The 18,729-nt window shown below is 71.1% G+C and carries 17 protein-coding genes and 1 tRNA gene; 7 read left to right on the top strand and 11 right to left on the bottom strand.

All coding sequences use genetic code 11. From position 1 onward, the window contains the following. Position 1: 1 nt before the first annotated feature. Positions 2–847, top strand: coding sequence for an NUDIX hydrolase (locus ABZW11_RS13755; protein WP_355416076.1), 846 nt, complete (start codon positions 2–4; stop codon positions 845–847). On the opposite strand, the gene ABZW11_RS13750 is transcribed toward ABZW11_RS13755, so the two are convergent. Continuing rightward, entirely contained in the window at positions 830–1,183 is a 354-nt protein-coding gene (locus ABZW11_RS13750; RefSeq protein WP_355416074.1) for an STAS domain-containing protein, read from the bottom strand. The two genes, ABZW11_RS13755 and ABZW11_RS13750, sit on opposite strands and share 18 nt — an antisense overlap. Positions 1,184–1,210: 27 nt before the next feature. Between ABZW11_RS13750 and ABZW11_RS13745 the strand changes: the two genes are divergently transcribed. Next, positions 1,211–1,297: transfer RNA gene (locus ABZW11_RS13745), tRNA-Ser, on the top strand. 1 nt (position 1,298) lies between these two features. Here the strand turns inward: ABZW11_RS13745 and ABZW11_RS13740 are convergent. Next, on the bottom strand, positions 1,299–3,527 hold the full coding sequence (locus ABZW11_RS13740; RefSeq protein WP_355416072.1) for an AAA family ATPase: 2,229 nt from the start codon (positions 3,525–3,527) through the stop codon (positions 1,299–1,301). 114 nt (positions 3,528–3,641) lie between these two features. Between ABZW11_RS13740 and ABZW11_RS13735 the strand changes: the two genes are divergently transcribed. Further along, the gene (locus ABZW11_RS13735; protein ID WP_355416070.1) at positions 3,642–4,598 is read left to right on the top strand and encodes an NAD(P)H-quinone oxidoreductase; all 957 of its coding nucleotides are present in this window, start codon (positions 3,642–3,644) and stop codon (positions 4,596–4,598) included. Positions 4,599–4,603: 5 nt separating this feature from the next. Beyond that, on the top strand, positions 4,604–5,116 hold the full coding sequence (locus ABZW11_RS13730; RefSeq protein ID WP_355416068.1) for a bacterial proteasome activator family protein: 513 nt from the start codon (positions 4,604–4,606) through the stop codon (positions 5,114–5,116). Positions 5,117–5,146: 30 nt separating this feature from the next. Here the strand turns inward: ABZW11_RS13730 and ABZW11_RS13725 are convergent, their stop codons facing one another. After that, a complete protein-coding gene (locus ABZW11_RS13725; RefSeq protein WP_355416066.1) occupies positions 5,147–5,917 on the bottom strand; it encodes an HAD family hydrolase in 771 nt (256 codons plus the stop codon). Between the two features lie 250 nt (positions 5,918–6,167). On the opposite strand from ABZW11_RS13725, the gene ABZW11_RS13720 reads away from it, so the two are divergent. Both ABZW11_RS13720 and ABZW11_RS13715 read left to right on the top strand, forming a co-directional pair. After that, entirely contained in the window at positions 6,168–6,371 is a 204-nt protein-coding gene (locus tag ABZW11_RS13720) for a cold-shock protein (protein ID WP_043619750.1), read from the top strand. 188 nt (positions 6,372–6,559) lie between these two features. Then, entirely contained in the window at positions 6,560–8,080 is a 1,521-nt protein-coding gene (locus ABZW11_RS13715) for a hypothetical protein (protein ID WP_355416064.1), read from the top strand. A gap of 4 nt (positions 8,081–8,084) precedes the next feature. On the opposite strand, the gene serS is transcribed toward ABZW11_RS13715, so the two are convergent. The 8 genes from serS to ABZW11_RS13675 form a co-directional block, all read right to left on the bottom strand. Next, positions 8,085–9,347, bottom strand: coding sequence for a serine--tRNA ligase (gene serS, locus ABZW11_RS13710; RefSeq protein ID WP_355416062.1), 1,263 nt, complete (start codon positions 9,345–9,347; stop codon positions 8,085–8,087). Positions 9,348–9,459: 112 nt separating this feature from the next. Next, positions 9,460–10,380 (bottom strand): prephenate dehydratase, encoded by a 921-nt coding sequence (gene pheA, locus ABZW11_RS13705; RefSeq protein WP_355416060.1) that lies wholly within the window; start codon positions 10,378–10,380, stop codon positions 9,460–9,462. Between the two features lie 75 nt (positions 10,381–10,455). Beyond that, positions 10,456–10,875 (bottom strand): DUF4446 family protein, encoded by a 420-nt coding sequence (locus ABZW11_RS13700; protein WP_355416058.1) that lies wholly within the window; start codon positions 10,873–10,875, stop codon positions 10,456–10,458. A 22-nt stretch (positions 10,876–10,897) separates the two neighbouring features. Continuing rightward, positions 10,898–12,103 carry a glycosyltransferase 87 family protein gene (locus tag ABZW11_RS13695; protein ID WP_355416056.1) on the bottom strand — a complete coding sequence of 402 codons (1,206 nt, stop codon included), beginning with the start codon at positions 12,101–12,103 and terminating at the stop codon, positions 10,898–10,900. Between the two features lie 2,455 nt (positions 12,104–14,558). Then, positions 14,559–16,241 carry a polyprenol phosphomannose-dependent alpha 1,6 mannosyltransferase MptB gene (gene mptB / locus ABZW11_RS13690; protein WP_355416054.1) on the bottom strand — a complete coding sequence of 561 codons (1,683 nt, stop codon included), beginning with the start codon at positions 16,239–16,241 and terminating at the stop codon, positions 14,559–14,561. Between the two features lie 112 nt (positions 16,242–16,353). After that, the gene (locus ABZW11_RS13685; RefSeq protein WP_355416052.1) at positions 16,354–16,893 is read right to left on the bottom strand and encodes a DinB family protein; all 540 of its coding nucleotides are present in this window, start codon (positions 16,891–16,893) and stop codon (positions 16,354–16,356) included. Positions 16,894–16,921: 28 nt separating this feature from the next. Further along, the gene (locus ABZW11_RS13680) at positions 16,922–17,650 is read right to left on the bottom strand and encodes a glycosyltransferase (protein WP_355416050.1); all 729 of its coding nucleotides are present in this window, start codon (positions 17,648–17,650) and stop codon (positions 16,922–16,924) included. Between the two features lie 46 nt (positions 17,651–17,696). Continuing rightward, the gene (locus tag ABZW11_RS13675) at positions 17,697–18,044 is read right to left on the bottom strand and encodes an STAS domain-containing protein (RefSeq protein ID WP_345393493.1); all 348 of its coding nucleotides are present in this window, start codon (positions 18,042–18,044) and stop codon (positions 17,697–17,699) included. A 187-nt stretch (positions 18,045–18,231) separates the two neighbouring features. Here ABZW11_RS13675 and ABZW11_RS13670 point away from each other — a divergent pair, with 187 nt between their 5' ends. Then, positions 18,232–18,621, top strand: a complete 390-nt coding sequence (locus ABZW11_RS13670; RefSeq protein WP_355416048.1) for a hypothetical protein — start codon at positions 18,232–18,234, stop codon at positions 18,619–18,621. Positions 18,622–18,729: the final 108 nt, after the last annotated feature.

Raw genomic sequence — 18,729 nt, 5'->3', positions numbered from 1 at the left:
CATGACGGCGAAGGACGGCGACGGCTGGACCGAATGCGCCCAAGGGCATCGGCACTGGGGCGTCCACGGCGCGTCCGGGCTCCTGGTCGTGCACCACGACGACCGCGGCGTCCCGTACGTGCTCATGCAGAAGCGCTCGCTGCGCTGCCACCACGGCGGCACCTGGGGGCTGCCCGGCGGCGCCCGCGACAGCCATGAGGACGCCGTCACCAGTGCGCTGCGCGAGGCGCACGAGGAGGTCACGCTGGGGGCGGAGGCGCTCCGCGTCCAGGGCGTCTACCGCGACGACCACGGCGGATGGGCGTTCGAGACCGTCATCGCCGAGTCGCCCGAGCTGATCGCCGCCGCGCCGGCCAACTCGGAGAGCGACGAGATGCGCTGGCTGGCCCTGCCCGAGGTGCCCCAGCGCGAGCTGCACCCCGGCTTCGCCGCCACCTGGGACGAGGTCAGCGGCGCGCTCCAGCCCGAGACCCTCGTGCTCGACGTCGCCAACATCGTCGGGGCGCGGGCCGAGCGGGGCTGGTGGAACGACCGCCTCGGCGCCGCCACCCGGCTGCTTGAGGCCGTCTCGGGGCTGCGGCTGAGCCATCCGGTGCTGGCGCAGTGGTATCCGCGCATGGTGGCCGTCGTCGAGGGCGCCGCACGCAGCGCGCCCGAGGTGCCCGGCATCCAGGTGGTCGCGGCCATGGGGAGCGGCGACGACGCGATCGTGGACGTCGTACGCCGGGCCAGGCCCTGGGAACGCCTGCTCGTCGTCACGGCGGATCGTGGCCTGCGCGAACGCGTGGAGAAGCTGGGCGCCGGAACCGTCGGCCCCAAATGGCTGCTGTCACACCTGTCCGCGTAGGTCCACCCGGTCGAAGGCGGCCCTGAGCCCCGTCACGTCGAGCACCCGGTGCAAGACCCCGTGGACGCCCACGATGCCCAGCGACCCGGCCTGCGCGGCGACTCTGCGCCGGTGCTCCACCAGCACCCACAACCCGCTGGAGTCGCAGAACTCGAGCCGCCCCGCGTCGATCACCACCTGCACCCTGCCCTCGGTGAACAGCGTGACGAGGGTGTCCTTGAGCAGTGGCGCGGTGAGCTTGTCGAGGTCGCCGCTCAGCCGCACGAGCGCGTCGCGGGAGCCGCGCTGCACCTCGACGTCGAGATCCGCCACCACCTGAACGTACACCCCTGTCATGACAGCCGCTATCGTGGTTTCCGCACAGGAGGGTTCGCATAGTGGACGAGTGCAGCCGCCTTGAAAGCGGCCAGGTCAGCGATGGCCTCGTGGGTTCGAATCCCACACCCTCCGCTCAGTCGCGGATCCCCGCGAAACCGTCGCCCACGCTGGCGGCGAGCTGGAGATAGGCGTCCCTGGTCGGCTCCTGCAGCCGGTCCAGGTCGATCTCCGCGCCCTCCTCCAGATGCGGGTCGTACGGCACCCTGATCACCGCGCGGCACCTGGCGGCGAAATGGGCCTCCAGCTTCTTGATGTCCACCGCCGACTTCGACCTGGGCCGCACGCTGCACAGCACCACGGTCGCGTTCTTCACCAGGTCGCCGTAGTGGTGGGCCTCCAGCCAGTCGAGCGTCGCCGAGGCCGCCCTGGCGCCGTCCACCGACGGAGAGCTGACCAGCACGATCTGGTCGGCGAGACCCAGCACGCCGCCCATCGCCGAGTGCAGCAGGCCGGTGCCGCAGTCGGTGATGCAGATGGAGTAGAAGTTCTCCAGCACCTGCGAGACGGCCTGGTAGTCGGCGCCGCTGAACGCCTCGGAGACCGACGGGTCGCGGTCGGAGGCCAGCACCTCCAGCCGCGACGGGGCCTGCGAGGTGAACGCCCTGATGTCGACGTACCGCTTGACCTGGTCACGCTCGTTCAGCAGGTCGCGTACGGTGGCCGAGGTCTCCAGCTCCAGCTTGTCCGACAGCGTGCCGCGGTCGGGGTTGGCGTCGACGGCGATCACGCGGTCGCCGCGCACCTGCGCCAGCGTCGCGCCGAGGCCGACCGTGGTCGTGGTCTTGCCCACGCCGCCCTTGAGGCTGAGCACCGCGACGCGGTGGTGTCCCGCGGTGACCGGGGTGCGGGCGCGGGTCACCAGCTCGCGGCGGCGGCGCACCTCCGGGGGCTCGCCCGGCTTGATCCAGCCGCCCGACGCCTTGTAGACGATGCGCCGCCAGCCCTTGGAGGGGGCGTTACGCCGTCCGCGTAGCAGGGACTCCGGGTCGAGGCTCTCGGCCGTGGGCTTGCCGGTCGCCGGTGGCCTGGGCGGTGCCGTGAACACGGGCACGGGGGCCGGGCGGCGCGGCGGGCGCACCGGGGGGATGTCCCGCTCGGCGGGGCGCCACTCGGGCTGCTCGGTCCACCGGGGGCGGTCCTCCGGCTGGTCGCGTACCCACTGGGGGCGCTCTTCCGGCTGCTCCCTGCCCCAGTGAGGAGCGTCCTCCTGGTCCCAGCGAGGAGCCTCGTCCTTCTGGTCGCGACCCCAGCCAGGCGTCTTGTCCTTCTGGTCCCAGCTCGGGGTCTCGTCCTTCGCGGCCGGGTCCTGGGTCCAGGCCGCCGGGGTCTCGTCCGCCTGGGCCGCCTTACCCCAGCTCGGCGCCTTCTCCGGCGGGTCGACCCAGCTGGTGGGCTGGTCCGGCGGCTCGGTGGCGGCGGGCTGGTCGTCCGCGCGGCGGTCCCAGTGCGGGAGCCCCTCCGACTGCTCGCGGCTCCACTGCGAGCCCTCCTTGGCCCACTGCGGGATGTCGGTCTCGGGCTGGTCGGCGCTCCAGCGCTTGTCCTCGGCTTCGGGTGCCGGCGTCTCGGCGGCGTCCCACTGCGGGCGCTCGGTGCGCGGCAGGGTTTCGGACACATCGGACGACCAATTCGGACGGTCGTCACGCGCGGCCGGCTGCTCCTCCGGCTCCTCGGCCTTCTTCTGCGCCGGCTCCTCCGCGTCGTCGGCCTGAGCCGGGGGCTCGGTGCGCGGCTGGGTGTCGGTTGCCCCGGAGTCCTTGATCTCCCCGGCCGGCTCTCGGGCGCTCTCGTCCTCCGCGGCGGGCTTGTCCCGCGGCGGCTCCACCCGGACCGTGTCATCGGGCCCAGGCCAGTCGGACGCGGGCGGCCAGGTGCTCTCCTCGGCCTTCCCGGCCGGCTCTGCCGGGGTGAACGGCAGCGCGTACGTGTCGGTGTCGTCCGGCCGCGGCAGCGGCTTGAGCGGCGCGAGGAACGGATCGTCCACGCTCGGCGCGGCGCTCGCCCGCGGCTCGTCGGCCGTGAACCTGGCCGGCCACTCGCCCGAGTCGCTCGCCGGGCGCTCCTCGGTCGTCGCCGGGCCGCCGTACGCGGAGTCGACCGCCGCCCTGAACAGCGGCTGCGGAGGCGTCTCGTGCTGCTGCGGCACGAGCGACCAGGGGTCTTTGGGGTACGGCGACGCGACCGGCTCGTCGACCGGGGCGGCCGGCGCGCTCACGGAGACGGGAGCCTCTTCCGTCTCTTTGATCGCGTCAAGCCAGGCGAGCTGTTCCTCGAGAGATTCTTCTCGATCGTGTCTTGCCACCGTGTTCCCCCTCGGGTGGGTCTAAAGGGGCAGCAAATACATTGCAGGGTAACGCCACCCGCTCGGTCGCAGCCCGCCAACCCACAACTTCTTTGCCCGGCTACCGTGGTTCGCATGCGAGCCATTGAGATCGCCGAGCCGGGCGGACCAGAGGTGCTGGAGTGGCGCGAGGCGCCGGATCCCCACGTCGGGCGCGGAGACGTGCTGATCGACGTGACGGCGTCGGCGGTCAACCGCGCCGACGTGCTGCAGCGGCAGGGCTTCTACGACCCGCCGCCGGGGTCGTCGCCGTACCCGGGGCTCGAGGTCTCGGGCGTGGTGGCCGAGGTCGGGGCGGACGTCGAGCAGTTCAAGCCGGGCGACGAGGTGTGCGCGCTGCTCGCCGGCGGCGGTTACGCCGAGCGCGTAGCCGCGCCCTGGCAGCAGGTCATGCCGGTGCCCTCCCAGGTGTCGCTGCGCGAGGCCGCCGGGCTGCCCGAGGTGGCCTGCACGGTCTGGTCCAACGTGTTCATGGTCGGGCGGCTGCGCAGGGGCGAGACGCTGCTCATCCACGGCGGGGCCAGCGGCATCGGCACGTTCGCGATCCAGCTCGCCAAGGCGCTCGGCAGCCACGTCGTCACCACCGTCGGCTCGGCTGAGAAGGCCGACCGGGCCAGGGAGCTGGGCGCCGACGAGGTGATCAACTACCGCGAGGAGGACTTCTCCGACAAGGTGCGGGCCGACGTCATCCTCGACATCATGGGCGCGAAATACCTGGACAAGAACGTCCGTTCCCTCAAGACGGGCGGCCGGCTGGTGGTCATCGGCATGCAGGGCGGCACCAAGGCCGAGCTCAACCTGGGCATGCTGCTGGCCAAGCGCGCCTCGGTGCACGCCACGACGCTGCGCTCGCGGCCCGTCGACGAGAAGGGCGCCATCGTGCGCAGCGTGGTCGACAACGTATGGCCCCTGGTCGGAGCGGGTGCCGTACGTCCCGTCGTGTACGCCGAGGTGCCCATGGCCGACGCCGCCGAAGCTCACCGAATGGTGGATTCGGGGGAGCACATCGGCAAGATCCTGCTAGTACGGTGAGTGTTATGAATGCTGAGGACAACAACACCCCCCACGTCGTGGTGGTGGGCCCTGATTTCCATGGTCAGGGCGATGGTGGCGAAGACGACCGCTCGGTCACCAACCTGGTCGAGCAGCCCGCCAAGGTGATGCGTATCGGCAGCATGATCCGTCAGCTCCTTGAGGAGGTGCGCGCGGCTCCCCTCGACGAGGCCAGCCGCAAGCGGCTGAAGGAGATCCACGAGTCCTCCATCAAGGAGCTCGAAGACGGTCTCGCGCCCGAGCTGGTCGATGAGCTGGAGCGGCTGTCGCTTCCGTTCACCGACGACAACGGCACGCCGCCGAGTGACGCCGAGCTGCGCATCGCGCACGCCCAGCTGGTCGGCTGGCTCGAAGGCTTGTTCCACGGCATCCAGACCACGCTGTTCGCGCAGCAGATGGCCGCCCGCGCCCAGTTGGAGCAGATGCGCAGGGCGCTACCAGGGGTGCCGGGTGACGAGGGGCAGCGGCCGCCCGGCGGTTCTGGCCCCTACCTGTAGGCCCTGCTCAGGGCCTGCGGGGCTCCGCCGTCAGGCGTAAAGCTTCTCGATCACCTGCGCGACACCGTCGTCGTCGTTGGCCGCGGTCACGTGATCGACCGCCGCCAGCACGCGGGGGTGCGCGTTGGCGACCGCGTACGACGTGCCTGCCCAGCTCAGCATGGGCAGGTCGTTCGGCATGTCGCCGAATGCCACGGTCTGCGATGGCTTGATCTCCAGCTGCTCCGCGAGTGCCGCCAGGGCGGTGGCCTTGGTCACGCCCTGGGCGCTCATCTCGATCAGCCCTCTGCCGCTGGAGTGGGTGGTGGTCACGAGATGGCCGACCAGTTCCTCCACGGCCGCGTGGAGCTCGTCGGCGTTCATGCGGGGATGCAGGGCGAGCAACTTGGCACATGGACGGGAAGTGACCGATTCCACACGCGCTGCTCCGAGTGCCCGGTCCAACCCGCCGAGCCGGAAATCTGACTCATGCGCAAAACCGGCTTCATACTCGACCGAAAATACGAGTTCGGGGACGTTCGCTCTTAGCTGAGCGACGACTTCCCCGAGCACCTCGATGCTGATCAGGTGAGATTCCACTATCCGTTCGGTATGGAGATCGTAGATCAGCGCTCCGTTCGCGCAGACGGCCAGGCCACGGTGACGTACCGCACTGGCCACCCCGCCCATCCACCGGGGCGGACGCCCGGTCACGAAGGCCAGGACCGCCCCCGATTCCTCGACTTTGCCGAAGGCGGCGACCGTGCGGGGAGACACGGTTCCGTCCGTACGCAACGCGGTGCCGTCGAGGTCGGTGGCCACTAGACGCGGTGCGGGAAGGCTGCGCATAACAGGTTCCAGTTTGCCCGGTGATGCCGCCTGACAGAAATCTTCGTTGGGAGGGGAACACCAACGCTCCAGAATGGTGTTAGATGTGATGGCGTTGTATTAGCTGATCCCGTAGTGAAAACCAGCATGACTTTGTCTGAGCCACCCCGGGTGCTTGCTGTACGACACACCGGGACCCACGAGGTGTGGGTCCCATAGATTCACATCCTGAGGGAGAGCTTTTATGGCTCAGGGAACCGTCAAGTGGTTCAACGCCGAGAAGGGCTTCGGCTTCATCGCCCCGGACGGCGGTGCGCCGGACGTGTTCGTGCACTTCTCCGAGATCGTCGGCAACGGCTACCGCAGCCTTGAAGACGGCCAGCGGGTCGAGTTCGAGATCACGCAGGGCCAGAAGGGGCCGCAGGCCTCTCAGGTCCGAGCCATCTGACCTGTAGCAGCGAGACAGACCGGAGTTCGCTTCCAGCGGGCTCCGGTCTTTTGCTTGTGCAGGGGCCTGATGTCGGATCGGTCACGGGTGTGACTCGACTCACATGACCTCTGAACCGCCCCGTCCCCGGAGCGGTCAACCTGGGTATGAGGTACGCGTGGCTGTGCCACCCCGTGACGGTTGCCGGGGTGCTCGTGCTCTTGGTCAACGACCACCTGCTCAAACCCGCCTCTCCCGGGGTCGTGACGGGCAAGCTCAGCGACGTGGCCGGCCTGCTCGTGGCCCCCGCCCTCGTCGCCCTCCTCCTGACCCGACCCGCAGCAGCCCTCACCAGGCGCCTGCTGCACCGCCTCGACCGGCGCCTCCCTGAGCGGCGGCTCCCTGGAGGAGCCCGGCCTTCCCGGGGCGGCCGCTCCCGCCTCTCCGGAAGCGGCCACCACCCCTCCTCGGGTGGGCCGCTGCGCCGGCTTTCCTGCTTCGTGCGGTCTGGGGGGCCGTGGGTGAGGAGTGACGGGGTGGCGGTCGTGGTGACCGGGGTGCTCTTCGCGGCCGTGAAAACGACGGAGACGGGCGCTGAGGCCGCCTCCCATGCCTGGACCTTCCTCGCGGGCCCGTCGCGCGTCCTGGCCGATCCTACGGACCTCCTGGCGCTGCCGGCTCTCGCCCTCGCCTGGTGGGTACGCGCCCACAGCCTCCACCGCCCGCCCGCCGCCCGCTGGCGGCTCGCGGTGACGATGCCCCTGGCCGTGCTCGCGGTGACCGCGACCTCGGCGGCCCCGCCCACCCCGGACGTCGGCTCCGTCACGGTGGACGACCAGGACCGCATTGCCGTCCACACCTGGCCGCACACCGTGTGGACCTCGGAGGACGGCGGCCGCACATGGTCGGAGAGCACCGCGGACAAGGAGAGGAAGGGCCAGACCGCCCAGTGCGTGCCGAAGCAGGCCACCCGGTGTTACCGCGTGGCGGAGGAGCGCAAGGGCGTCGAGCAGTCGGACGACGGCGGCAGCACCTGGCGGCCGTCCTGGCGCCTGTCGTCGGACGACGTCGAACGCCTCAGCAGGCGCTACGACGACCCCTCCGGCTTCCCCACCACCTTGGCCGTGCAGGCCAGGCCCGGCGGCCACATCGTGGTCGTCGCCGGCGGTCCCGACTCGGTCGTGATCCGCGACGTCTCAGGGACGTGGCGCCGCGTCTCCCTGCCCGAGGAGGCCCCTGAAGTCCCGCTGCGCGGCGAACTCGTCTGGGCCTGGGCCCTGGCCGCCTGCGCGCTGTTCGGCTTCATGGGGGCCGGTCTGCGCCGCTACGGGCGTACGTATCTGGGCATCGCCGCCGTCACCTGCGCCGGGTTCGCGGCGGCGCTCACCCCCTGGTTCGACCACGCGTCGATGCCGGCGAACCAGGAGGTCTCGCTGCTCATGGGCACGGGCGGACTCTTGGCGGTCGTGCTGGGCGCCCCGGTCTGCCTGGGGCTGGCGGTCGCAGGACGGCCGCGCAAGGTGCCCGTCCTGACCGGCGTGCTCGGGGCTCCGCTGGTCCACGCGACCGTCTCGCTGCCCTTCCGGGCCTGGGCCGACGGCTCCCTGGCGTCGTACCAGACGGCCGTCGCCCTCGCCGTGCTCCTGACGGCGGCCGTGCTGGCCGCGGGCGCCCTGCTGGTCAGGCGCGACGCCCGCGCCGAGGAGCGACGCTCCTCGGCGGGGCTCTGAGCACCTACTTGGGGGGCTCCAGGACATCGAGCCCCACGTAAGGACGCAACGCCGCGGGAACCACCACAGAGCCGTCGGCCTGCTGGTGGTTCTCCAGGATGGCCACGATCCAGCGGGTCGTGGCCAGCGTGCCGTTGAGCGTGGCCAGGTGCTGCGGCTTGCCGTCCTTGTCACGGAAGCGGACGGCGAGCCTGCGGGCCTGGAACTCGGTGCAGTTGGACGTCGAGGTCAGCTCGCGGTAGCGGCCCTGGGTCGGGATCCAGGCCTCGCAGTCGAACTTCCTGGCCGCCGACATGCCGAGGTCGCCGGCCGCCGTGTCGATGATCCGGTAGGGGACCTCGATCTTGGCCAGCATCTCCTTCTCCCAGGCGAGCAGCCGCAGGTGCTCCTCGTGGGCGTCCTCGGGCCGTACGTACGAGAACATCTCGACCTTGTCGAACTGGTGCACCCGGATGATGCCCCTGGTGTCCTTGCCGTACGAGCCCGCCTCGCGGCGGAAGCACGACGACCAGCCCGCGTAGCGCAGCGGCAGCTCGTCGCCGCTGACGATCTCCTGGGCGTGGTAGCCGGCCAGCGACACCTCGGAGGTGCCGACGAGGTAGAGGTCGTCCTCGGGCAGCCGGTAGATCTCCTTGTCGTGGGCCACGTGGAAGCCCGTGCCCTGCATGGTCTCGGGCTTGACGAGCACCGGCGTGATCATCGGCGTGAACCCGGCCTCGATCGCCTGCTGCATCGCCATGTTGAGCAGGCCGAGCTGCAGCCGCGCCCCGACGCCCTTGAGGAAGAAGAACCTGGCGCCCGACACCTTGGCGCCGCGCTCCATGTCGATCGCGTCGAGCGCCTCGCCCAGGGCCAGGTGGTCCTTCGGCTCGAAGTCGAACTGCCGGGGCTCGCCGTGCGTCTCGAGCACGACGTAGTCGTCCTCGCCGCCAGCCGGGGCGCCCTCCTCGACGATGTTGGGCACCGTCTGGAGCACGCCGTCGAGCTCGGCGCCCAGCTTCTCCGCCTCGGCCTCGGCGGCCTTGACCTGGCTCGCGAGGTCTTTGGCCCGCTGGAGCAGCGCGGCCTTCTCCTCACCCTGCGCCTTGGAGACCGACTTGCCCATGCTCTTCTGCTCCGCGCGCAGCGACTCGAACGAGGTCAGCGCGGATCGGCGGCGCTCGTCGAGCTCGAGCAGCGTGTCGACGACCGAGTCGTCCTCACCGCGGGCACGCTGCGACGCCCGTAGCCGGTCGGGGTCCTCACGAAGGGTACGCAGGTCAATCACAAGGAAAGGCTACCGGCGTACGGACCTCCGCTGCCCCTCGTTATCCCCGACACCCGGAAAACCCGCCGACGACCTGCGGGCACCTCACCGGCGGGCCGCACGGCCCGCCAGGTCAGATCTTGCCCGCGCGCACCTTGGCCAGCCACTCGGCGGCCTCGGCGAAGTCGGAGTCGGAGGTGCCGCGCTTGATCTGCGGCACCAGCCCGTCGGCGCGCGGGTAGCTGCCGAGGAAGCGCACCTCGCCGCAGATGCGGTGCAGGCCGGCGATGGCGTCGCCCACCCGCGCGTCGGCGATGTGACCCTCGAAGTCGAAGTGGAAGAAGTAGCGGCCGATGCCGTCGCCGGTGGGCCTGGACTCGATGCGGGTCAGGTTGACCCCGCGCACCGAGAACTCGGTCAGCATCTCCAGCAGCGCGCCCGGGTGGTCGTCGGCCAGGAAGACCACCAGCGTGGTGCGGTCGGACCCGGTCGCCGGCGGCAGCGGCCCAGGCCGCGCGACCTTGACGAACCTGGTCACCGTGTCGGACCTGTCGCCGATGTCGGAGGCCAGCTCGACCAGCCCGTAATGCTCGCCCGCGATGCGGGCGGCGATGGCCGCGTCGTACGGCGAGCCTGGCAGCGCCACCTCCTGCGCCGCGGCCGCCGTCGAGGGGGCGGACACCACGACGGCGTCGGGCAGCTCGCGCGCGACGAACGCGCGGCACTGGGTGATGGCCGCGGGATGCGTGTAGACCCGCTTGATGTGGGGGATCTCGGTGCCCGGCCGCGCCAGCAGCGAGAACTGCACCGGCAGCAGCAGCTCGGCGTTGATCACCAGCGGCTCGCCCCACGCGAACTCGTCGAGCGTCGTGGTGATCGCGCCCTCGATCGAGTTCTCCAGCGGCACGACGGCGCCGTCGGCGTCGCCGGAGCGCGCGGCGTTGAGCGCGGCGCTCACGTTGGCGCAGGGCAGCCGGTCTGCCGTGGGATCGAGGAGCCGCAGGGCCTCTTCGGTGAAGGTGCCTTCCGGTCCGAGATAGGCGAGTCTGGGCATGCGTCCAGGGTATCCGCAGGTGGGCGGCCTCGCGGCCGTTTACTCCGACGGCTGATCTCCGGCGTGGGTCACCTGCTAGAACGTCCCCGACACCGGCCCCGCCACCAGGGGCCCCAACCCGAGCCTGGCCGCGCGCACGGCCTCTTCCTCCTCGGGCGACAGCGGCTCCTGCCCCTTGCCGCCGACCACGGGGCGCACGTACGTACGGGTCTCGCTGCGCCCGTTGATGGACGTCAGCACGATGCCGTCGCCCAGCCCGTTGATCATCGCCACCGAGAACGACAGCCGCCCCGTCATCTCCGACAGCGCGTCATACCGGCACACGGCGACGTCCCTGATGGCCTTGAGGTCGCCGCGGCCCTCGCCGAGCTGCCGGGCGAGCAGCCGCCGGCAGTCTTCGACCGTGGCCCTGGCCTGCCGCAGCGCCGAGTAACCGACCAGCACGCCACTGACGCCTGCCACGGCGCCCACGATCACCCAGATGGTAACGAGCACGACACGAAGGGTAACGGGAAAGTCAAGCGAGCTGCCGCCGTTTCGGCAGCCAATGCACCAGCAACCACACCAGGGCCAGCGCGCCGAGCCCGAACCCGTTCTGGACGATCTTTCCCAGCACCAGGCTGACGCCCGGGATGTCCGCCGCCTTGAGCGACACCCCCCACCACGGCACCGGCACCACGTAGTACAGCCACACCCCGGCCGCCACGCGCAGCCGTACCGGATCGCGGCCGTCGCCGGCGATCGCGGCGAGCACCACGACCACCCAGGCCAGGTGGTGGATCCAGGCGACGGGCGACAGCAGCACGGCCATCAGCCCGACCAGCGCGACCGCCGTCACGTGATCACCGTTGCGGTAGGCGTCCCGCGCCCCGCGGAAGCCGTACCAGCCGACCGCCGCCACGATCGCCAGCCACAGCACCGAGGTCAGCGCGTCCGGCCAGTAGAGCCTGATCAGCATCCCGCGGATCGACTGGTTGGTGGTGGCCGCGTTCGCTCCGAGGCGTTCCGGGTCGAGCAGCGCGGAGAACCAGAAGTCGGCCGCGTCCTGCGGGATCACCGCGAACGGCAGCAGCGTCAGCACCGCCGCCGCGAAGGAGGCCATGAAGAACGTCCGCCACTGCCTGGTGATCAGCAGGTAGATCAGGAAGACTCCCGGCGTCAGCTTCACCGCCGTCGCCAGCCCGATCAGGAACCCCCTGGGCCACCACGGCCGCCGCGCCACGCAGTCGGCCACGCACAAGGCGACCAGCAGGATGTCCACCTGCCCGAACCTGACCTGGTCCCTGATCGGCATCAGGTACGTGCACAGGACCATGAGCAGCGCGAACACCCACGGCGCGTACGTGCGCAGCGACTCCCTGACCAGCAGAGGCCGGAACGAGAACCCGACCGTCACCGCCAGCGCCACGAAGATCCCGGCCGTCCACACCCACTGCGCCGTCTCCCACGACATCCCGGCCAGCCCCACCGCCAGCATCGCCGCGACCGGCGGGTAGGTGAACGGCAGCAGTTGCGGGGCAGGCGTGAAGTAGTCGTACACCGGGCGGCCGTCGAGCAGCATCTGCCCACCGGTACGGTAAACGTCCAGGTCGACCAGGCGTTGGTCGTCGGGGTTGGTGAGCCACTCGTACACCAGCGGCGCCGCGGCCGCCGCGACGAGCAGGGCCGCGATCACCCAAGCCCACCACTGCCGCCGTCTCACCCGTACCTCGCCACTTGTCACGGTGTGGCACGTTACCGTGGCTGTTGTTTGGTCGAGGGGCAGACTAGTGGGGGTCCGTACATGCCGAACGCCATGGCGTGCCCGGTCCGGCGCGAAAAGCGGCGGCGCCGCCGCCTCCTGACGACCCTCCTGGCCCTGTCCGTCCCCCTCCTCTGGACCGCCCCCGCCACAGCGGGCACGTGGCCCGCCACTCACTTTCATCGAGAGACCGCCCTGCGCGCCGGCCCCGCCACCGAGGACCTTCTGATCGGCAGCGCTCGTCCTGGCGCCCCGGTCGGGCGAGCCACCACCGCGACCGGCGGCGCGAGCACCCCGGCGGCGGCCACCCCCACGGGCGGCACCGCGAGCACCCTCCAAGGCCGAATGGCTCTGATCGGCGTCCCTGGGCTGGAGTGGAGCGACCTCGACCAGACGCGCACCCCCAACCTGTGGCGCCTCATGTCCGAGGGCTCGTCGGCCTCCCTCTCGACGCGCACCGTGCCGCCCCCGGGGCGCGGCATCACCTGCCCCACCGCGGGCTGGCTGACCGTGTCGGCAGGCCGGCGAGCCGGCACGCCGGACGAGGGCTGCCCTGCACCACCCGCCCCTCAGCAGAGCGGCGCGGGCGCCACCATCCCGGGCTGGGACGCCCTGACCGCCCACCAGTCGAAGACCGGGTACAACGCCCGCCTCGGCACCCTGGGCCAGATCGTCACGGACGGCGGGGGCAAGGTGGCCGCCATAGGTCCGGGCGCCGCGCTCGCCGCCGCCGACAAGTCCGGAAATATCGCCAAATACGCTCCCACCCCTTCCGCCCTGGGCGACCTCGCCCCGTACAACCTGATCGTCCTGGAGGCCGCCGACCTGGCAACGGCCTGGTCACAACAGCCTGCGGACGACTACGGCATCCCCGCCGCCCTCCCCGCAGCGGCCCGCCGCAAGGCCGTCGCCGAAGCCGACCGGCGCATCGGCGCCCTGCTCACCCGGCTCCCTCCCGACACGACGATCCTGCTGGCCGGCATCTCCGACGTCACCCCGAACGCCCACCTCCACGTAGCCATCGCCACCGGCCCCGCACCGACCGGCCCCGCCTACCCCCACGGCTACTTGACCGCCACCTCAACCCGCCAGGACGCCCTGGTCACGATCAGCGACCTCACCGCGACCGCCATCGACGTCCTGGGCCTGACCCCGCCCCGAGACGTGGTCGGCCGCCCCTGGCAACCCGGTGGCCGACCCCCCGCGACCCCCGCCGACGTGGCGACGGAACTGGCCGACGAAGACCTGGCCAGCCAGGTGTTGCGTGAGGTTCGCGGCCCCTTCTTCACCGTCCTGGTCATAGCCCAACTCCTCTTCTACGCCTTCGCCGCCCTGACCCTCCGCCACCGCCGCCCCACCCCGAAACCACCGGCCACCAAGCGCCGGGCTGAACAGGCAACCCCGGCTCAGCCGACCCCAGGCGGCGCCCCGACGCGAATGACCGCCCCAGGCCAGCCGGCCCCCGCCCACTCGGCCGGCGAGCCGGCGAGCGGGTCTCTCGTGCTCAAGTCCGTGCAGGTGGTGGCTGTCGTCAGTGGGGCGATCACCGTTTCGACGTTTCTGGCGCAGCTCGTGCCCTGGTGGACGTTGCCGGTGCCGATGTTGTCGGTGATCGTGACGATCGTGGGCATCGCGGGGCTCATCACCGCCGTGGCGTTCGCCGGCCCCTGGCGTGCGCACGTGCTCGGCCCACTGACCGTCGTCGCCGCCGTCACCTCGCTGGCCCTCCTCCTCGACGTCATGACCGGCTCGACGCTCCAGGTGAACGCCGTCGGCGGGTACGAGCCCGTGACCGGCGGACGGTTCTACGGCTTCAGCAACATCGCCTTCGCCATCTACGCCACCGGCACCATCCTCGCCCTGGCCGGGATCGCCCACTGGCTGCTCGGCAAGGGCGTGTCGAGGGCCGTGGTGGTGACGCTGTGTGCGGTGTACGGGGGGTTCGCGGTGTTCGCGGACGGGTGGCCGGCCTGGGGGGCGGACTTCGGGGGCGTGCCGGCGTTCGTGATCGGCCTCGCGGTCTTCCTGATCCTCCTCTCCGGCCGGCGGGTGTCGCCGCTGCTGCTGGCGCTGGTCGGGCTGGCGGGGGCGGCGCTCGTGGGCGCCCTGTCCGTGGTGGACTGGCTGCGCCCGGAGTCCGAGCGCACCCACCTCGGCACCTTCGTCCAGCAGGTCATCGACGGCGAGGCGTGGACGATCATCGGACGCAAGTTCGGCGCGATGATCGGCGTCACCGTCGGCAACTGGTCACTGACCCTCCTCTCGCTGGTGGCGCTGGCCTTCCTGTTCTTCGTGCTGGCCCGCCCGTCACGCTGGGGCGTGGCCGCCCTCGGCCTCGCGTACGGGCTGACCCCCACGCTCAGAGCGGGCCTGTTCGGCGCACTCGCCTGCGCCCTCATCGGCTTCCTCATGAACGACTCGGGCATCGCCATCCCCGCTATGGCCCTGACCGTCGCGGTGCCGCTGACGCTTGCCGCCTGCGTTCGCGCCCTGCAGCTCGCCACGCCCACACCACCAGCGCCACCGTCAGAGCCAGCAGCGCCCAGCCGAGCTGAGGCCTGACCACCGTACGCAGCCACTCGAGGTCGTCGGGCTGCGGCCCCTCGACCCTGGCCGGCAGGTACGCCAACGACAGCACCAGCAGATGCGCGACCACGAGCCCGTCCAGCGCGGACGCCCCCACCAGCGCCAGCATCCCGAGCGCCAGCCCGTCGTACCAGGGCAGGATGTACGGCGTCGCGAACAGGTAGGCCACCACCAACGCCATGGCGACCACCGGCGCGTCCAACCCCCCGGGCGCCGCCGGAGAGACACGCCGGGGAAGCGGGCCGGGGTGGCTGGAGAGCGCCCCACCGCCGCTCGACCACCCGGCACGTACGGCCAGGCGAAGCAACGACCACGCGATGAGCACGAGCACCAGCAACGACCCGACCTGGATGGCACCCCGGTACGCGCTCCCCGTCCCCACGATGGCCTGCAACCAGCCCTGGACGAGCTTCCAGAACGAGGCATGGGAGATCGACTTGCTCGTACGGGTGATCGGCGCGAGGGCGTCGAACCCGACGACGGCGTACCCGACGACGACCACCGCGACCGCGCACCCCGCCATGAGCGCCAGGCGTCCGGGCCGGCGGCGCAACTCCCAGGCAGGGCCGAGGGCGACGAGCCCGGCGTTCACCTTGATCGCCACGCCCAGCCCGAGCAGGACCCCTGAGCCCATGGGGCGCCCCCTGGCCAGCAGGGCGGCGACCATGCAGGCGATGGCGAGGGTGTCGACGTGCATGCCGGCGACGAGGTGGTAGAGAAGCAGCGGGTTGGCCGTCCACAGAAGGGCCGCTCTCAGGCGCCTGCGGGGGTCGTGCCGGGTGAAGCGGTCGATGAGCAGCCCCGTCACGATGAACGCGGCGGCGTTGGACAGCGCCAGGACGAACATCGTCAGCCTGAGCGAGTCACCGCCGATCCAGCTCGCCACCGCCTGCACGGCCGTGGCGACCGGCCCGTAGACGCTCGGCTCCTCCCGCCACGGCTCCTCGACGGCATCGGCGACGGGATCGCCTGGGAGGTCGATCGCGCCGTGGGTGTACGGATTGACGCCCAAGGTGACCATGCGCCCGTAAGCGGCGTAGTTGAGGTGGTCCCCGGACCCGGAGGGCGGCAGGAACGCCAGCACGGCAGCGGCCGCACACCCGACGAGCACCAGAATCCTGGCGTTGAGGAGCACTCCTCCGAGCCAGTGCGGCGGGGCGGGATAGGGCCTGCGGAAAGCGGCACCCCCCGAGCCGTGGTCGGGGGCGTCCGGAGCGGCCGTAGGGGTGGAGTCGGGGCCGTCGCGGGTGGTGGCTGGAGGGGAGCCGGGGCGGCTGGTCGCCAGAAGGGCGGCCAGGAGGCCCAGGCCGCCCAGGAGCAGGCTTATGGCTGCCAGGGCGATGACGAGGTAGGGGCTGGGGTGCGCCGCCAGGGAGTAGGGCGGTTGCCAGGCGGGGCCGGTGAGCGCGGGGACCATCGCGGACGGGCCCAGGAGGCCGATGGTGATGGTCAGCAGGATCGAGGCGACGATCGCCACCATGGCCGGCCCGGCCAACCGGCCTCGTCCCTGTTTGCGCCGCGCTTCCGGAGTCACCGGAAGATTCCAGCACACCCGCGGAGGGGATCCGGTCCGCGCTCGAAGCTCAAGCGAACGCGCCGCCGCCGGGCCGCGTCACAGAGCGCCCTTCGGCCGCCCGAAGCGAAAATCACTCGCCGGTGAGGCCGTCCACCGACTCCCGGATGAGGTCCGCGTGGCCGTTGTGGCGGGAGTACTCCTCGACCATGTGCACGAGGATCCACCGCAGGCTGGGCGCGCGGCCGTCCGGCCACGTGCGCCGGGCCGGCTGGTCGAGGCCGCCGGCGGCCAGGGCCTCGTCCAGGAGGTGGCGGGAGCGGGTGACCGCGTCCTGCCACAGCGCGTGCAGGTCCTCGGGGGAGTCGGCTGCCGCCGAGTGCCAGTCCCAGTCCTGGTCCGCCTTCCAGTCGACCGTGGTCCACAGCGGCTGGCCGGGCCGGTCGTGCAGCATGCGGGAGAACCAGTGGTCCTCGACGTACGCCAGATGCTTCAGCATGCCCCCGAGCGTCATCGTCGACGCCCCCACGGTGGCCTTGAGCCCGGCGGCGTCGAGGCCGGCGCACTTCCACGCGAACGTCGCCCGGTGGAACTCCAGGTAGCCCACGAGCGTGCCGAGCTCGTCGGCGGCGAGGGGAGGCTCAGGACGGCCCTGCTCGTCTGTGTCGGTCATGAGCGGTCAGTTTAGGGGGTTTGCCGGTTCAGCGCTTGGGACGTAGTTTGTCCAAATTTTGGACGACCACCGGCTCCCGTACCGCCAGCGCCCGCGCCACGTCCCGGAGCTGACGTGCCCGGTGGAGCTGGGCGCGAAAGTCGGTGCCGGTGGCCCGGTGGGCCATGTCGACCTCGACCTCCGTGACGCGGAACCCCCTGCGCAGCAGGTCGATCGTCAGCGCCGTCTCCACCCCGAACCCGTGCGCCAGCGGACGCGCCGCCTCGAAGGCCGCCCTGGTCAGACAGCGCTGGCCGTTGAGCGGCTGGGTGGCGTCGAAGCCGGTGGCGCGGCGGATGCCCTCTTTGGACAGGCGGACGACTAACCCGTGGCCGCCCAGCTTCACCCTGGTGGAGAAGACGGCGATGGTCATGTCGGCCTCGCCCGCGCGTACGGGCTCGATGAGGGGCGCGGCGGCCTGGGCGGTGTCGCCCAGGTCGGCGTCGAGGAACAGCAGGTGGCGGGGGTCGTCGTCCTCATCGAGGAGGCGTACGGCCTCGGCCCCCGTCTCCATGGCGGCGGCCTTGCCCCGGTTGCGGCTGTGCCGGACGACCCGCGCGCCGGCCGCGCGGGCGACCCTGCCGGTCTGGTCGTGCGAACCGTCGTCGACGACCACGACGAGATCGACGCCCGGCAGGGCCGCGGCGGCCTTGACGGTGGCGGCGATGCGATCGGCCTCGTTGGCGGCCGGGATGACGACCGCCGTGTCAGCGCTCATCGAGCCGCACCTCCTTCAAGCGCGGCGCAGCCGCGATCGCGTTGCCTCATGATCCCTCGGTGATGAGGAACTCCTGCGGCACCTCTTCGTGCACGGTGAACACCGAGTCGAGCCCGGTGACCTGCAGAATCTTGCGTACGGCGGGACGCGGCGCGGCGACCTCCAGCGTCCCTCCCTGCTCTTTCATCCGCTTGAGCGCCGAGAGCAGGACGTTCATCCCCGTGGAGTCGCAGAAATCCACGGCGGACATGTCGATGACCACCCGGCTAGGCCCTTCCTGCAGCAGCCGAGTGAACTCGGACTGCAGGTGAGGCGCCGTATAGAGGTCGATTTCCCCGGTGACGGCAACGAGTGCGCACCCGGCATGTGATCGAGTCGAGACCTTGAGCTCCACATGGGCAGGCTAGCGGCGCTGAGGCTTCCGGTCACGTTGTCACGCCGATAGGGCAACCACAGGTTTTTGTCCTCCGTTTGGGCTCCATGGAAACGGAGAGTACGCGAAGCTTGACAGCGTGACACCGGAACCGCCACCGCCTCACGGAGAAGGAAGGGCTGGGGCACGACCGAAGAGCCCCGGATCGATGAACGCAGACGAATTCGAAGATCCGCAGCGTCAGGGCCTCCGCGAACGCCTGGAGACCATCCTCATCACCACGGAGAAGGCGACGTCATGGCATGAAGAAGCAGGTCACCTGCGCGCCCTGGTGAACCATGAGGGCTACGTCCCCATCCGCACCCGCCTCGCGATCGAGGACCTGGAGTTCCTGGCGGGGGCGCGTACGGAGCTGCTCAGGTTCTCGGAGCTCGGGCTGAGGTTGCTCGATCTCCATCAGCCGCGCGACGCGGGGGGCATCACGAGCGACGCGGCACATCCGATCCTGCGCTGCAGGAGCTGCATGTGGCGCTGGCCCTGCCCGACATTTCGGGCGATGTCCGAGTCGTTCGGCCGGGAGGCCACAGAAGGCCCCTGACGGACCCGCACGCACAACCACAGGCCGGCACGCACGCGAACAGCCCCGCACGCACGTACGCACGCGGGTAGGCACGTACGCGGGCACACCGGTACGCAGCGAGCACGT

This window comes from Nonomuraea sp. NPDC004580, assembly GCF_040609855.1.
In the GTDB taxonomy this organism is placed as follows: domain Bacteria; phylum Actinomycetota; class Actinomycetes; order Streptosporangiales; family Streptosporangiaceae; genus Nonomuraea; species Nonomuraea salmonea.
This window is presented reverse-complemented; position numbering and strand designations above follow the sequence as displayed.